Origin of the sequence: Paraburkholderia aromaticivorans, from assembly GCF_012689525.1 — a bacterium.
Lineage (GTDB): Bacteria > Pseudomonadota > Gammaproteobacteria > Burkholderiales > Burkholderiaceae > Paraburkholderia > Paraburkholderia aromaticivorans_A.
Genome location: NZ_CP051514.1, coordinates 1,326,079 through 1,341,141 on the forward strand (window position 1 = coordinate 1,326,079; position 15,063 = coordinate 1,341,141).

Here is a 15,063-nt window from a genome sequence, read left to right on the forward strand (position 1 = left end):
ACCAAGATGTGTCCTCGTACGACCCGGGCGACTTCAACGACGGCCTGCTTCTCGGTCTCAAAGGCACGATGGCTCAGGCCGAACTCCATTTTCTGCGCGGGCGCCTCCAGGGCGGCAAGCTCAACAAGGCGCAGAAGGGAGAGTTGCGCTTTCCGCTACCAGTCGGCCTGTGCTATGACGGTGAAGACCGCATCGTCCTGGATCCTGATGACGAAGTGCGCGGCGCCGTGCAACTGGTATTCCGTCTGTTCCGCGAAACCGGTAGTGCGTACGCTGTCGTCAAGCGGTTTGCCGAAGACGGGCTACGCTTTCCGAAGCGCGCCTACGGAGGAGCCTGGGCGGGCAAACTCATCTGGGGACGACTGAGTCACGGACGTGTGCTCGGATTGATCATGAATCCGTCGTATGCAGGCGTCTACGTCTTTGGGCGCTATCAGTACCGCCAGCGCATCACACCACAGGGAGAGGTGCTCAAGCGCGTGCAGCCGGTTCCGAAGACCGACTGGCGCGTCCATCTGCCCGGGCACCACGAAGGGTACATTACCCCGGAGGAGTTTGAGCAGAATCAGGCCCGCCTGGCGCGCAACCGGACGAACGGTGAAGGTACCTGTTGAGTGGCCCGGCGCGCGAAGGGCTCGCGTTGCTGCAGGGACTGCTGGTGTGCGCACGCTGTGGCCGGGCAATCACGGTACGCTACCAGGGTCACGGCGGCATCCGCCCGATCTATCTGTGCAGCAAGCAGCGCCACCAAGGTTTGGCGACCAGGGATTGCGTGTATGTGCGCAGCGACCTGCTCGACAACGTGATCGGCGAAGCGGTGCTCACGGCGCTGCGCCCGGCCGAACTCGAACTCGCCGTCACGGCCCTGCAGGAGCTTGAGCAACGCGACCTCGCCATCATGCGTCAGTGGCACATGCGCATCGAGCGCGCCGAATACGAGACTGCCCTCGCCGAACGGCGCTACCAGGAGTGCGACCCCGCCAACCGGTTGGTCGCAGGCACCCTCGAACGACGCTGGAACGACGCGTTGCTTCGTCTCGAATCGATCAGGACGGAAGCCACCCAATTCCAGAGCCAGAAGGCGCGCGTCGTCACGGCGGAGCAGAAGGCCCAGGTCCTCGCATTGGCGCGCGATCTGCCACGCCTGTGGCGAGCTCCGACCACCCCGGCGAAGGAGCGCAAACGTATGCTGCGACTCCTCATCAAGGACATCACGGTGGAGAAATTGCTCGACCAACGGCAGCTCGTTCTGCATGTGCGCTGGCAAGGCGGTGCCTGCACCGACATCACTGTCAATCTGCCCAGGCCGGCTCCCGAAGCGATACGTTGTCCGGCGGAAATCGTCGAGCAGGTCCGCAGACTGTCTCAGCAGCTGTCCGATCTGCAAATCGTCGCACACCTCAATCAGGAAGGGCTGCGCAGCCCCCATGGCAAGCCTTTTACGCTCGCCATGATCAAATGGATCCGCTACAAGTACGCCATTCCAGCGACTTGCCTGATACGCCCTGACGAACTCACCGTGCAGCAACTCGCCGGGCGCTTGCGGGTCAGCATGCACGTCGTCTATTACTGGATCGAGCGCCGTATCGTCGAAGCACGTAAGCTTGATGATCGGAGGGGGTGGTGGATTGCGCTGGACAGCACCAAGGAACAAGAACTTCGAGACTGGGTGCGTACTTCAGCGCATCTGAAGCCGCAACATTCCAACACTTAACTGTGAGAGTGCATTATGAAACCACCGTCGGTATGCCGAGCGGCCTCGTCTTGCCGTTTTTCTTCAGAATAAAAACTCTCCGAAGTGGAAGGGGCGAATAATCCCGCCTCTTCAACGACGCAATCGCGTTGGCCTTTGCCGCCGGTGTTTTCCACGTTACCTTGTCCACACCGGGGGTGTTCCTGCCTTTGTTTTCAGTCACCCGCTTCACGGCTAATGCACGGCCGCTGAACGAATGGGTCAGCAGCCATTGCAGTGCTTTCACCCTGTTATGGCGGCCGGCCTGTACCGCCTTCACCATACGCGATTGCAGCCTCCTTACCTGACGTTGAACATCGGCCCAATTGATGCCGTTCCACGCCACGCCCGAAGGTGCACGCGCCCGTGTTGCTGCGCTCATTTGCTTTCCTTCCGTTTGGATGGTTCTGCAAACTCTCTGGTGAGGAGAGACCACGAGGAAGTCTGCCCGCTGTCGCGTCGGGTGATGTTGCAACCCGTATCCCGTCCATTACAGCCGGGCATTCGCTTTTTCCCCGATCCTGTGCCCGCACCGCCATGGGCAGACCTCGCAGCCTGCTGTCCCGAAGGGAGCGATACGGGGTTTCCACGTTCCGCTTATGGAAGTACGTCGGGTTAGGTGCCTGCTCTGGGCCGGGAGGTATGCGGGTCACGAACGCGTAATCGAAAGACGCTGTTCCCACCTCCAGTACCGTTTGGTTCGAGCGCAATAGCCATTTCCGCTCGTTCAACGTAACGACCCTACTGCAGATTCAAATGTTTTCACCATACCGACTATCTGGCACTCATCCGGCGTATGGCTGCCAGAAGGGTACGCCTCTCGCGATTGATACCCCGCGCCTTGCGGCGCTTCGTTACGTTGTCAGAGCCGCTCTTGATTCAGGCCCCTAGATTCACCGGGTGACACCGGTGGTTCTCTCCTTCGATACGGCGAGAAGGGAGAACAACTTCTGTAAGCGACCTCGTGTCGCACTTCGACCACGTTGTTCAAATACTTGACTTGGCGAATCTTGATGGGCGTCTCGCGCTCGGCATTCACCGTATGAAGCGCGGCCAGATTGGAACCGCTCTTGTCGATGGTCACCGTCTCGGGCGAGCCGTTCTGACCGATTGCCTTCTCAAAAAACCGCCAGGCAGCAGCCTTGTCGCGCTTGGCTCTGAATAGAAAGTCGATGGTGTTGCCAGCCTTGTCCACGGCGCGATAGAGATATTTCCACGAGCCCTTGACCTTGATATAGGTTTCATCCATGCGCCAACTCCTGCCCACCGGGCGCTTGTGCTTGCGAAACATCTTCTCGAACAACGGCACCAACTTGATGACCCAACGATGCACTGTTGAATGATCCACGCCAATGCCGCGCTCAGCCATCATCTCCGCAAGATTCCGAAGACTTAGCGAATAGGCCACATACCACCGCACGCACAACGACATCACGTCCAGCGGATAGTGCAACCGCTGCAGCACCTTGGCAACGCCAGCAGCAAGGGCCGTTCGTGGTGTTGCAGTCTTCTTCATCGTGGGCCCAAGCAAAGTTTTGGCAACCCGAACTTTACTGCAGCATCGCTAATGCGACAAAACCGTTCAATTGAAGTTGATGGTCGATATCCCTTGTCTGCCCCTGACCGTCGGCCGCGCTGCTGACATTGACTCTCCCGCCCAAGGTGGTCCGTTGACCATTTGTTCTATCAGTCACCGGTACACCTGTCACAGGGCTATTTCGAACTTTTTGTCTCCGCGTCGGGCTGAGGCTAGAAAAGGGCCCCTCGAGCGTGACCCCTGCTTCTTGTAAAGAAGAGCGGCTGAGCGACCACACGCGGTCGAATCCCAGTCCGCATCTGGATATCGCTTTCCTCATCGTGAGCATGTCCTGCGTATTCGAGATGCCGTAGACTTGTCGGCATGCGCGCATCAAATGCGCTGATGAGAGTGGCAAAGCGCGCAAACGCGATGCGTGAGCATCGTTACAACTGGAGGACGGCAATGCCATTTATATACATGTGTGCATATCCGCGCAGCCAAGGCCGAACACAGGTCATCGTCGGCCTTTCAGTTCTGCTCAGTCTCATGTCAGCGCCGTCATTCGCGGACGACGCGCAGAACTGTTCTGCAGCTGGCGGGAAAATGCTCGTCGGCCAGGTTGTTTCCGCTCCGAGCTTCAAGGACGGCATGTTCCGGAAGGGTGTAGAGCTATCGCACACGCAGTTGTCGCTGAAGGGTGAAGACGGGAACACGTACGACGTCGCGATTGATAACGTCTTCGCTTCCGGCTACCAGCGCAACACGAAAGGTGTACCCGCACCACTGAACGCAATCGCGGTCGGCGACAAACTCGAACTCTGCGGCATACCGTTCAGCGGCGGCATTCATTGGGTTCACAATAACTGCGGGGACGCGCCGACTGCATCGGATCCAAATGGATGGCTCAAGATCATACAACCGGGCGGGACTGTCGGACCGAACCTCGAAGCTAGCCAGAAGTACTGCTATCTCTGGCCACGCAAGTGAGGTGCTCTTTGGCGTTACGGTCCCTCGGTCCAAGTTGCGTGCTGCAGATCCATCCATGGGGCTGCTGAAGACATTATTTCGAGCGGGCATCGGTGATTGCAACCATTCCGCTATCGGCGTTCTTCGGGCTGTGATGGATTGCTTACCAGGCGGTCTCACACTTGCGGTCGCGGATTTCCGGTCTCAGGGAAAAGAGACGAATTGACCTGAGTTTTCAGCAGCAACAATCTGACGTGGCACGAGCGCGGGTCCTCGGTGCCGTACCCCAGGCCACGGTTAGAGCGTGTTAGGAACTCTGAAGTACTGGCACCGCGTGAACGAGCATGAGCATTGCGAAGACCACGAAATGAAGCCCGGCAAGGGTTTCGGGTAGCCGCTCATAATCACGTGCGAGACGACGGAAACAGTTGAGCCAGCCGAAGCTGCGCTCGACCACCCACCGCCGGGGTAGCAGTACAAAGCCCTTTTTCGCTTCCTCCAGCTTGATCACCTGCAGTTCAATGCCTTCGTCGAGTGCGGCCTGCGCTGGGTCCTTGCCCGTGTATCCCTGATCCGCAAATGCTATCTTGACGGTGTGTCCCGTTACCTGCTGAACCTGACGTGCAAGCTCTGCTACTTGCGCGCGCTCCTGTTCATTGGCCGGTGTTACGTGCACCGCCAGCAACTGCCCCAGGGTGTCCACCGCAATGTGGACTTTGCTACCGCGTTTGCGCTTATAACCGTCATAGCCCGCGCGTGGACCACTCTCGCAGGTTGACTGTAGCGTGCGACCGTCCAGAATCACGGCGCCGGGTTGTCCTTGCCGACCCTGCGCCACGCGTATCACCGAGCGCAAGTCGCAGACCATGTGCTCAAAGCAGCCTGCCTGTAACCAGCGTTGAGTTTGCTGATACACCAGCTCCCAAGGTGGGAAATCATGGGGCAGCATCCTCCAGGGCGCGCCGGCCTGAGCCATCCAGCGCAACGCATCGAACATGTCGCGCAGTTCGTATTTGCGCTGCGGCGCCGTGACGTCCATCAGCGTCAAATAGGGAGCCGCGAAGCTCCATTCTTCGCCGGATACATCGGTCGGATACCCTTTGCGGTCTGCTCTTCTCATCCCGCCAGGATACCAGGTCTCACACAAAGTGCCTAACACGCTCTAATGCAGCGTTCATCGCGTGCCCCTCAGCCGGAAATCACCGGAATCGGTTCGGGACTGTCACCGGGAAGCAGCAGTTCGCACACCTGGCTGAATCGATAGGCGTCGCTGGTCGCGTTCAGATCGAACACCCATACCACGTCGAACCGGTCAACGGGCCACGTTTGCGGTGCGCTTGTATTGCCGAGTATGGCGTTGGCGATCAGCGGAATATGCTTGTGCTCCCAACCTATCAGCACCACGCCGCTGCATGACATTGCGGCCGCCGCGAGTTGTGGCTCCTGACCGACCGAATAGGTCGTGTCGACCTGAAGCTTCAACTTCTGCGCGACGACGCTCACTGTCTCTTCTGGCCGTTTGCTCGACTTGCCCGCATCGTCCGATGCTGCAAAGACGGTTTGTGGCTGTGCTAGCTCCGGGCTTTGCAGTGCGCCGCGGCTCGGCGCGAACAGCACGGCAAGCGCGCCGGCGCGGGTCCAGCCCGCAACGAGCAACGAATTGACGTCCTGCTCACCGTCGACCGTGACGCCGTATGGCGGTATCGCACCTTGAGGCTTTTCGCCGTGGCGAACCACCATGATTTTTTGCGCACTTGCCATGTTTTCCTCCTGACGGTTGATGATGACAGTCATGAAGTCGCCACAGGCGATGCAGAGGACACGGACGCTACAGGCGATGGTGCACCTGTCGACGGCGACAGGGTTGCCATGATCGCATCGAGCAGGGCCTGCCCATCAGGCGTGCCCCAACCCGATACCGCATCGTATCTGGGGCCGGCGCTATAACCGCCTACAGCCGCCGTATTGTTGTTGCCCGAGGTCACGTCGGTACAGCCAACCGCACCGACCGTTTGTCCCGCCGCAGAACCCGACGCCTGATACAGCATGGGCGTCAGATAACCGACGCGCTGCCCGCTGCCGAGCTGGCCGTTCATCAATGCGATCAACGCCGCCCACAGCGGGCTCGCCGCGCTGGTTCCGCCATTGGGCTCGGCGTGGTTATCCACGACGAGCAGATAAGGCGAGGCAACCCAGTCCGCGTTGGCAGCGACGTCGGGTATGCACCGGCCAGTGATCGCGCCCGGATTGACTGACTGGATCGTGATAGTGCTTTGCCAGTCAGGGCGCTGAAATACGTCGCTGACCGCGCCACCCGTGCTTCCACCGGAGTCGGCCCGCAAGCCGTCTCCCTCCATCCATACGACGTCCGCCTTCGTGCCCTCAATATCGACGATCGTCGTTCCGCCCACAGAGAGGACGTAGGGACTCGAGGACGGAAAATCGGCGTGCGCGTGGCCATCGGCGAGTCCATCGCTCGAACCATCGTCGCCCGCGGCGACGCATACCGTAATGCCGAGGTATGCCGCCTCTTTCAGCGTTTCGTTGATCTGCGACATCGCCTGATCGGACCAGATATCAGTGCCCTCGGGCGCGCCCCAACTGATCGACAGCACGCCGGGATTGTTGGTCTTGTCCTGCATCGCGGCGTCCAGCGCGCCAATCATCCCCTGCTCTGTCCACGCGGCGAAATAGACCACGATGCTGGCGCGCGGACACAAACCCGCCACGACTTCGATGTCGAGCATTACTTCGCCTTCGGCGCCGTCCTTGCTCTCGGTCGATGTCCCGTCCGTGCTGATTGCCGTGACCTGCGGTGCAGTCACTTCGGCCTTGGCGCAGAATTTGGTCAGATCGTTCGGGAAATACCCACCGCCAAATTCGAGTATGCCGACCGTCTGGCCCGAGCCGTCGCCAGATGGAAAGTGATAGTGCGCGCCAAACTGCTGAGGCAGATACCACTTCGGCGTCGACGACGAAAGCGCCTGCCGCTCGCCCGTGTCGCGAACCGGCTGACGACGACGCCTCAGGGTGCGTCGATTGTCGAGTCCGAACACGCCCTGCACCACATCCTTCAGTTCGTCGGGGACGAACAGATAGCCGACGCGCCCGCGATAATTCCCGCTCGCGTGCGAGTAATTAAAAAGCTTGACGTTGAATGCGGACTCCATCGCGCTGACCGGTCCCGACAATCGGACCGCGCGCGCGCCAGCGCTTGAACTGACCGTCTTGATGCCGAAGCCCGACATGACCCGCGTCACCTTGTCGATGTCGTCCTGGGACGCACCGTAGCGAGCCGCGAGTTCGTCCCGGGTCAGCGGGTTCGTTGGGCGCGCTTCCAGTTCCGGCAGCGCCTGCTTGCGTCGGAGCTTCAGTGTCACTTCGATGACACCGTGCAGATTGGCCTGCCCCAGTACTTTTGCACCCGGCATGGCGCGTCTCAGGCTGCCGGGCAGCTTACGATGCGATACGTTCATGATTGCCTCACCCTGCGATGCTGCTGACTGTTCTGTGAAAGGTTCAGTACGGCGTGCGGCTCGAACGTTTGCGATATTTTGCTGCGCCCGTTATGGCCTTCTGCTCAGGCTTGATTTTTGCCTTGATCGCCTCTACATGCGCCTGCGCATTCCCATAGAACGACGAGAGATCGGCCTTCATGGCCGTTCGTGATGCATTGTCGAGATAGACCATATGGCCTGAGGGATATTTGTTGAAGGTCAGATTGCTCTGGATCTGTGCGCTATCGAGCGGCATGTTCTGGAAATTGATCAGGGTCTGGAAGAATGGCGTCACCGCATCGTAATAGCCATTCGCCGAAAACACCCTCAGGTAAGGATTGACGGCCATCGCAGCGGCCAGATCGCCGGCGGTATAGAGACTTCCGGCACCGCCCCGTTCCGCGCCCGTTGGATCGACGTGGCTGAAGTCCCAGTTTTCGAAAGCCTGGTCATTCAGGTCCATGAACGGCGAAATCGATGTGTATTGCAGTTCGTCGTTGAGGTACACGTTCCACATCGCCGTATAGACGCCACTCACGGCCGCCATCGTGGGATCGTTACCGCCGGAGTCGGGCGCGATGAACTCGGCAATGCCCGTGTCTTCGCCCGTCACGCGTCCGTCATAAGCGCCGACGGCCAATCCTTCGTCCAGCAGCAGACTCGTCAGGAACGCCGAGCCATTTCCCATTGACGGATTGAGCTGCCAGTACTTCAGAACCATTGGTGGAATGCCAAGCATGTCACTCATCTGCTGGAGGACGTCAGGCGCGACATTGGGGAAGTCATTCAACGCATTAACATAAGGCCCCGTCGCGAATGCCCCTACCTGCTCCATGAAGCCGGGCAGATCCGCCGGAGCGGGCGACACGGTTACCTTTTTGTGGAACAAGGCATCGGCTGCAAACGTCGGCAGGACGCCAATCGGGTTGCTCGCCTGCGAATAATCGAGAATCGACGATTGCAGGACGATTCCGTTCAGATCTACGCCGTCTTCGTGCAGCATCCATGTGAGCACGCAGGTACGCGGTGTTCCATACGATTCCCCAAACAGGTACTTCGGAGAATTCCACCGGTTGAAGACAGTCAGATAACGCTTGATGAACTGCTTGATACAGCCTGCGTCTTCATCGACGCCCCAGAAATCCTTGTTGGTGTGTGGCTCGATCGCGGTCGAGTAGCCCGTGCCAACGGGATCGATGAACACCAGGTCAGTGTGATCGAGCAGGCTGTCCGGGTTGTCTTCCAGCGTGTAAGGCGCTGGCGGCGTGAAGTCCGGCATGCTCGTTTTGATCCGCCTCGGTCCGAAAGAACCCAACAGCAGAAAAACTGACGACGAGCCTGGGCCGCCGTTATAGAAAAAGGTTACCGGTCGCGTCGATGGCGTCGCATCGTCGGCCGTGAACGACACGTAGAACAGTTTCGCGCCTGATCGCGAGCTGTAGGTATCGGTCGTCACAAGGTGACCGGCCCGCGCCGTGTACGCAATCGACTTTCCATTGAAATTCAGTGTGTGGTGCGTGGTCGCGGCGTTTTCAGTGGCATCGCTGATCGAATCGTCCGGACCGTACCCGTAAGGGGTGGTGTCGGCAAGGGGTTCATCGGGAGGGACTTCATTCTTCGCACCTGTGCTCATCGCAGCTCTCCGTATTCACGCCCGTTTTCGGCCTGGAGCGAAAAACGGACGTCCGAACACATACCGGGTTATCGACGAATTCGCGTCGAAACCCTCTCCTGCGTCATCAGTGACACGACGTGCATTGAGCAATGCGACGGGTTCTCCCCCTGATCGCGATGATCCGTGACTCGCCGTTGCGACGTTGCCTTTGACGTACAAGTCGGGGCGATCTGGATTCAATTTATTGAAGGTTTTTCTATTGTGGGAATGTCCCAAAGTATAGGAAAGCGCGCGTCGATTCCAAGGGGATTTTCGTCGGTTCTGTTGCAATAGCGGAGGCTGGTATGCTGCGATACCTTACAAAATGATGTGAACGACAATGAAACGTTGAGTCCGACGGTAGCTAAAGTGCTGAAGCGGTTGCACTATCCGCTGGAGATAATGTTGGTGTGCGTGCGTTGGTACGTTGCCTACCCGCGGAACTTGCGCAATCTCGAGGAAATGATGGCCGAACGCGGGATCACAGTCGATCATTCGACCGTGCACCGGTGGGCCATCAAGCTTCTGCCGGCTCTGGTGCGAATGGCGATGTGAAATCAGTTAAGGTGTAGGACTGAACGAACTGATGGTCGCCGATGAGTAAGCTGAAGAGTCTTGACGAGTTGTTCGATGGGCGACACTTTGATCGCGAGATCATCATTCTGAGTGTCCGCTGGTACCTGCGCTACAAACTCAGTCTGCGGGATCTTGTCGAGATGATGGCTGAACGCGGATTGTCGCCCGCACACACGACGATCCTGCGCTGGGTGCCGCGCTATGCGCCAGAGTTCGTCAAGCGCTGGAATCGTTTTGGCACGTCTACGGGACAGTCGTGGCGCGTCGACGAGACCTACCTGAAGATTCGCGGCGAGTGGGCGCCCTCTACAGGGCGGTTGACCGGGCTGGTCAGACGGTGGACTTCATGCTGCGCGCGAAGCGCGACGTGAAGGCGGCCAAAGCCTTTTTCAGCAAGGCCATCAAACATCAGGGCCGACCTGCGAAGACCATCACGCTCGATGGTTATGCAGCCTCGCACCGCGCGGTGCGCGAAATGAAAGTCGACGGCCTGCTGCCAGGTGATACCGCGATACGATCCTCGAAGTATTTGAACAATGTGATCGAACAAGATCATCGTAACGTCAAGTCCAGAACGAACGTCATGCTCGGCTGCAAACGTTTCGGGAACGCTGCGAGCACGATTTCAGGGATAGAGTTGATGCATCGCATTCGCAAAGGACAATTTGGTCTTGCCAGCTTGCGACTCAAAGATACGGCTGCTCCCGATGTCTGGAATGCCGTCCTCTCTTCTCAATAAGATATCCTATCTATAGACATAAGATCGTCCCCACCGGCTATTTTCACCGAAACCACTTGGTTCGGTTCAACGGCAGCGGCGCGTCAGGCAGTGAACCGGTGGACGAAAACTGACTGGTGGACGTCGACAAATGATAGGTGCAATCGCTTGGTGACGATACGAACAATGACAAACCTGCCATCTGAACAATATTTTTATTTGCGCATGAGGCATGCCGCATGTCCGGCCACTTCTTTACTGGTGAGCGCGGCGATATCGATATGGATGGCACATCGCAGCGAACTATTTTTTTTGCAGAATTTTCTAATTTATTGGCTGCCTCAGGCGTTTGCGATTGGTGTTTTCGTTTCGCAGAGGAGCCAATGGGCCGTGACGAGCGGCGCATCGACAGCTCTCGCATGTCTTCTAGCACTGTGTGCGTTGCGGTTTCAGCACGCAGACGACTGGCTGCTCTATCTATATGCCGTCGGCGGAGCGACTATCAGCGTATTAGTCGTGGTTCGCCTCGGCCCCGCTCAATTGGCCGGCTCCATCTGGGGGGTTCATCCTCGGATTTTTGGCAGTAATCCTGGCCTCCATGGTGCTTGTGCTGATCATTTTCGGACAGGTTATGCTGGGCACCATGTATACAAGTCGTTAGATTATCTTCAGCCCGATACGCCAACCGCGCACTTGTTACCAATTCCTGAGCATCGATCGAATGTCGCCTGTTGGCCGGCAATACGCGTTCACCCAACCCGCCGGAAAGCTGCCGTTGAAGACTCCACCGTGCGCTCTGTAGCACGTTCATCGAACTGGTGCTATCGGCCACAACCTGCCGTTCAGCGAGCGGGGAAACCGGCCGTTGGAATGGCTGCATTACTCCGGAACCTGACGGACGAGCTCCGCGCACGATTCGGCCATTGCGGTCGTTGGACGACCTGTTACTTCGAATTCCAGCTTTTCGCCCTGCCAGAAGACCGCACTCAAGCGAGAACGGTCACATCAAGGGCTCGGCGCATCCCCAACGGGCTGTGGATGTGTGGCCCTATCCATCCTCCGATTCGCAAAACATCAAGGGTTTGCGATCAGCGTACCATCCCGCTTAAGCCTAATAGGCGCAATGCGGAGACGGCGTCGCATCGGCCTCCTATGTCTGCATCAATCCGGCGAACATGAGCCAATCGGGAAGCGGTCCGCAAGTGTACGATCCGAGCAGCTATCCGGATTCGGGACAGAGCTTTCCGGTGAAAAACGGCGGCGGGACCCAGGACGAGCGGGCGGTAGTCGACGGCGGGTTGCTTGAACTGGTGCGCATGGGCGTGAAAAGGGCCGACGACCCACAGTCGCCGATACGATAGCCGCCTACGACACCATCCTCGCGACGACTATCAAGAACGGCAATTAGGCCTGGTTCCGCTACAACTACGACGGCCACGGCGAACACAATGACGGGAGCAACTTCGACGGCACCGGTGTTGGCCGCGCATGGCCGATCTTTACCGCCGAGCGGGGCATGTACAGCATTGCGAAGAGCGGCCGGGCAACAGCGGCGCCCCTTACCTCGCTGCCATCAAGACTTACGCGACGCCGGAGGGCTTCATCCCCGAGCAGATCTGGACTCCGACCACCACGTTGCCCGACAGCTGGCAAGTCGTGACTCCGCCACCCTTCACTTTCGGTACGCCGACCAAATCGATGGCGCCGCTAAACTGGGCGATGGGCGAGTACATCAGTCTGCTGGCGTCGACCCAGGCGGGCAAGGTGGTCGATATTCCGTCCATCGTGTGCGCGCGTTATAGCAACTGCGTGATAAAACCTGCCGCCGGGCAGGTCGGCGTCACGATCAGCGTCAACGCAAAGACGCAGCCCGGGCAGTACATGTATGTGATAGGTAGCACCGACGCCCTCGGCAACTGGAACACCGATCTTGGCTTGCCAGTGGACTCCGCCAACTATCTGGTGTGGAACAACACGGTCAATCTACCGGCGAGCGGCAGTGTCCAATACAAGTACTACCGCAAGAATGCGGTCGGCAGCGTGACGTGGGAGAACTTGCCGGGCAACGGCAATCGCACGCAGAATGTGCTGCCTTCGGGCAGCACTGCGTTGAATGATACAGTGGGCGGGCAAACGCTGCGCTCGGGCGCGAGTCTCGTATCTGGTTGCGGACGCCGGAAGCTTCATAGCCCTCCTTTCCCGGCGGCGAGCCTCTTCTCCGACGCAACGAATACAATGCGCAAAGAAGGATTTTCCGCACTTGCGCGCCCGGGTTTCGAAACGGGAACGGCCTTCGACAGCCACCTCAGACGGCGCGACCTCTCCTATTCAAAATCCACAGCCCGCGCCGTCTTGTCTAAAGGAGTGCGGCACCCCGCTGCACTGGCCATGCGGCAACCCACATGAAGCAATCCATCCGTGACTGACTCGCTGCGAGACAGGCGTCGCAGAGCGTATTCGCCTGCGGTACATCGTAGACAGTCCCCAAATCCATCATGCTGCAGATATCCAACTCGTTGGTGCCGCACAACGGGAGCATCCCGCCGTGGTGCCGCGTGCTTGTCGTAACGTTGATAAACAGGAGGCACTTATGTTGGCAACAAAAGTTGGACTCGTCGATACGACGGGCGAGGTGGATTCACAAACGATGGCGGCGGTGGCCGCGGCCATCAATGTCCAGGTGACGAGGGACTTGCCGCAATTCTGGTCGGTGAACGCGACGGTCTCGTATCTCACCGACCCCAGAAAAATCCCGCAGGGCGTATGGCCGGTTCAGCTCGTCAAGTCCCTGCCGCCAGGCGAGGGCGGCTTCCATATGACGCGTCATAACCAGCCCTACGCAAAAGTGATCGCCACCCCGAACAGTGAAGAATGGGCCGTCGACGCAAGCCATGAAATCATAGAAATGCTGGTCGACCCGAACGGCAACCGGCTCCAAACCTCGACCTCGATCGGGATCGTGGACGGCCGGATCCAGGACGGCACAGGCCGCTTCGAATACCTGATCGAGGCCTGTGACCCGTGCGAAGCCGATCCCTATACCTATACGATCGACGGGATATCGGTGTCCGATTTCATCACCCCGCACTTCTACGACCCGCAGGTCACCGCCGATGCGCGCTACAGCTTCACGGGCGCGGTCAAAAAACCGCGCGAGATCTTGCCTGGCGGGTATATCAGTTGGATCGACCCGAGTACTGACATGATGCAGCAGATTCTCTGGGTCGACCCGAGCAAGCCACCGGTTCAGCGCAATCTCGGACCCGCATCGAGCGGCAGTCTGCGTCTTTTTGTCGAATCAAAGACGTACCATCTCTCACGTCAAGACCGGAAGCCACCGACGGAAGAAACAAAAGCGAAGAGGGCAGCCTATCGCGAAGCGTTGGCCGCAGCGGCCGCGAAGCGTGCCCAATACTATAAATAGGGCTGCTCCGGCCTGACGATGATGAAGCCTGGTGACGCAGGCGCCTGGTGGTGAAGAAGAATCTAACGAACGACGCACCAGCAACATGGCTGAATGTCACGACGGTGCGGTGGTCACCGTCGATCTTTAGTATTGTAGAGAAGGCGCTGCGTACTCTGCGTTGCGCAACACCCGCAAAAACATGGCCATTAAGATCCTTCCTATCACGACAGCGGAATTGTGTGGCGTAACTCGGCCGATTCAGTCGGCTCTGCGTAGCGCGCCCGCGTGGGCGACCATCTTTGAGACGGGCGCAGGACCGGATGCATTGTCATCTATTTATGGATGACGTCATCTGGCCCATCTTCCGGTTGCTGCTCGTGACGCATCGCCGCATTACGCGCATGACTCGCGCTGGTTGGCGAAAGAAAGACCACGTTTGAGAATTACCGCTAGGAAGTCGAGCGGTTGCTGCTCTGGGCAATCGTTCAACTGGGCAGAGAGAAAATAATCATCCCCCAACGGCCGAAGTCCAGCAGGGCAAGCGCGGCCGGGGACGGCCAAGGAAAGAAAATGCGTTGACCGGCGCGCAGCGGCAAGCAGCTTACCGGCAGCGTAAGCTCGTCGAATCGATAAAAGTCACCGTAGCGGAAAATAGCGACTACACAGAGAAGGCAGAGAGCCTGCGCGAACCGCACGCGCGCCAGGTTTCGGCGCTGCGAAAGCAACTTGCGAAGCTCGAGGCAGAATTGAGTGCACTAAGGGCTGCGACAGCGAATCAAGAAGGTGCGCCCCACTTTGAGGTAATGCTACGCCTGCTGGCCATGGCGTCCGCCCGTAAGCCAGTCAAGGCCCAGCTTGCCATCCGCGAGTCTGACCTGTGGCGCGATAACGTGGCTCGAGCATCTGACGTTTCGGACAAACAGATGAAGCGCATTGTTGCGGCTCTAGCCGGTAGACTGGTCTAGCCACGCGACTCTCGCTTCCGTTGCCATCAA

The 15,063-nt window shown here is 58.6% G+C and carries 11 protein-coding genes and 3 pseudogenes; 8 read left to right on the forward strand and 6 right to left on the reverse strand.

All coding sequences use genetic code 11. The features are described 5' to 3' along the window. The first annotated feature begins 8 nt into the window (after positions 1-8). Positions 9-614, forward strand: a complete 606-nt coding sequence (locus HF916_RS50550) for a recombinase family protein (RefSeq protein ID WP_240975131.1) — start codon at positions 9-11, stop codon at positions 612-614. Next, positions 611-1,714, forward strand: a complete 1,104-nt coding sequence (locus HF916_RS06260) for a zinc ribbon domain-containing protein (protein WP_240975132.1) — start codon at positions 611-613, stop codon at positions 1,712-1,714. Before HF916_RS50550 ends, HF916_RS06260 begins: the two co-directional genes overlap by 4 nt. A gap of 13 nt (positions 1,715-1,727) precedes the next feature. Here HF916_RS06260 and HF916_RS06265 read toward each other — a convergent pair whose 3' ends face one another. Both HF916_RS06265 and HF916_RS06270 read right to left on the reverse strand, forming a co-directional pair. After that, positions 1,728-2,114, reverse strand: coding sequence for a reverse transcriptase N-terminal domain-containing protein (locus HF916_RS06265; RefSeq protein ID WP_168788187.1), 387 nt, complete (start codon positions 2,112-2,114; stop codon positions 1,728-1,730). Between the two features lie 540 nt (positions 2,115-2,654). Then, a pseudogene (locus tag HF916_RS06270) lies at positions 2,655-3,248 on the reverse strand (IS6 family transposase); the annotation flags it as partial. Positions 3,249-3,632: 384 nt separating this feature from the next. Here HF916_RS06270 and HF916_RS06275 point away from each other — a divergent pair. After that, positions 3,633-4,238: a hypothetical protein gene (locus HF916_RS06275; protein ID WP_240975133.1), complete on the forward strand. Its 606-nt coding sequence runs from the start codon at positions 3,633-3,635 to the stop codon at positions 4,236-4,238. 286 nt (positions 4,239-4,524) lie between these two features. On the opposite strand, the gene HF916_RS06280 is transcribed toward HF916_RS06275, so the two are convergent. From HF916_RS06280 to HF916_RS06295, 4 genes are all read right to left on the reverse strand, one after another. Next, positions 4,525-5,337 carry an IS5 family transposase gene (locus tag HF916_RS06280; RefSeq protein WP_168788188.1) on the reverse strand — a complete coding sequence of 271 codons (813 nt, stop codon included), beginning with the start codon at positions 5,335-5,337 and terminating at the stop codon, positions 4,525-4,527. A gap of 68 nt (positions 5,338-5,405) precedes the next feature. Beyond that, positions 5,406-6,011 carry a hypothetical protein gene (locus tag HF916_RS06285; RefSeq protein WP_431311360.1) on the reverse strand — a complete coding sequence of 202 codons (606 nt, stop codon included), beginning with the start codon at positions 6,009-6,011 and terminating at the stop codon, positions 5,406-5,408. Then, a complete protein-coding gene (locus HF916_RS06290) occupies positions 6,008-7,693 on the reverse strand; it encodes a S53 family peptidase (RefSeq protein ID WP_168788189.1) in 1,686 nt (561 codons plus the stop codon). The genes HF916_RS06285 and HF916_RS06290 overlap by 4 nt, the downstream gene beginning before the upstream one ends. A 43-nt stretch (positions 7,694-7,736) precedes the next feature. Next, entirely contained in the window at positions 7,737-9,347 is a 1,611-nt protein-coding gene (locus HF916_RS06295) for a S10 family peptidase (RefSeq protein ID WP_168788190.1), read from the reverse strand. Positions 9,348-9,770: 423 nt separating this feature from the next. Here HF916_RS06295 and HF916_RS06300 point away from each other — a divergent pair. From HF916_RS06300 to HF916_RS06320, 5 genes and pseudogenes are all read left to right on the forward strand, one after another. Then, positions 9,771-9,905, forward strand: a pseudogene (locus HF916_RS06300) (IS6 family transposase); the annotation flags it as partial. A 59-nt stretch (positions 9,906-9,964) separates the two neighbouring features. Further along, positions 9,965-10,683, forward strand: a protein-coding gene (locus tag HF916_RS06305; protein WP_240975134.1) for an IS6 family transposase whose coding sequence is annotated in 2 segments (ribosomal slippage) — positions 9,965-10,247 and positions 10,247-10,683 — 720 coding nt in all. Because the reading frame shifts where the segments join, the coding sequence is not laid out codon by codon here. Positions 10,684-11,813: 1,130 nt separating this feature from the next. Continuing rightward, positions 11,814-12,792: pseudogene (locus HF916_RS06310) on the forward strand (carbohydrate-binding module family 20 domain-containing protein); the annotation flags it as partial. Positions 12,793-13,207: 415 nt separating this feature from the next. Then, positions 13,208-14,086 (forward strand): hypothetical protein, encoded by an 879-nt coding sequence (locus tag HF916_RS06315; protein WP_240975135.1) that lies wholly within the window; start codon positions 13,208-13,210, stop codon positions 14,084-14,086. 557 nt (positions 14,087-14,643) lie between these two features. Beyond that, on the forward strand, positions 14,644-15,033 hold the full coding sequence (locus tag HF916_RS06320; protein ID WP_168788191.1) for a hypothetical protein: 390 nt from the start codon (positions 14,644-14,646) through the stop codon (positions 15,031-15,033). The last annotated feature ends 30 nt before the right edge of the window (positions 15,034-15,063 follow it).

What these genes read in the sequence shown, in the direction of transcription:
- HF916_RS06265 (WP_168788187.1), bottom strand. Translation starts at nt 2,114, where the DNA reads ATGAGCGCAGCAACACGGGCGCGTGCACCTTCGGGCGTGGCGTGGAAC.
- HF916_RS06275 (WP_240975133.1), top strand. Translation starts at nt 3,633, where the DNA reads ATGCGCGCATCAAATGCGCTGATGAGAGTGGCAAAGCGCGCAAACGCG.
- HF916_RS06280 (WP_168788188.1), bottom strand. Translation starts at nt 5,337, where the DNA reads ATGAGAAGAGCAGACCGCAAAGGGTATCCGACCGATGTATCCGGCGAA.
- HF916_RS06285 (WP_431311360.1), bottom strand. Translation starts at nt 6,011, where the DNA reads ATGACTGTCATCATCAACCGTCAGGAGGAAAACATGGCAAGTGCGCAA.
- HF916_RS06290 (WP_168788189.1), bottom strand. Translation starts at nt 7,693, where the DNA reads ATGAACGTATCGCATCGTAAGCTGCCCGGCAGCCTGAGACGCGCCATG.
- HF916_RS06295 (WP_168788190.1), bottom strand. Translation starts at nt 9,347, where the DNA reads ATGAGCACAGGTGCGAAGAATGAAGTCCCTCCCGATGAACCCCTTGCC.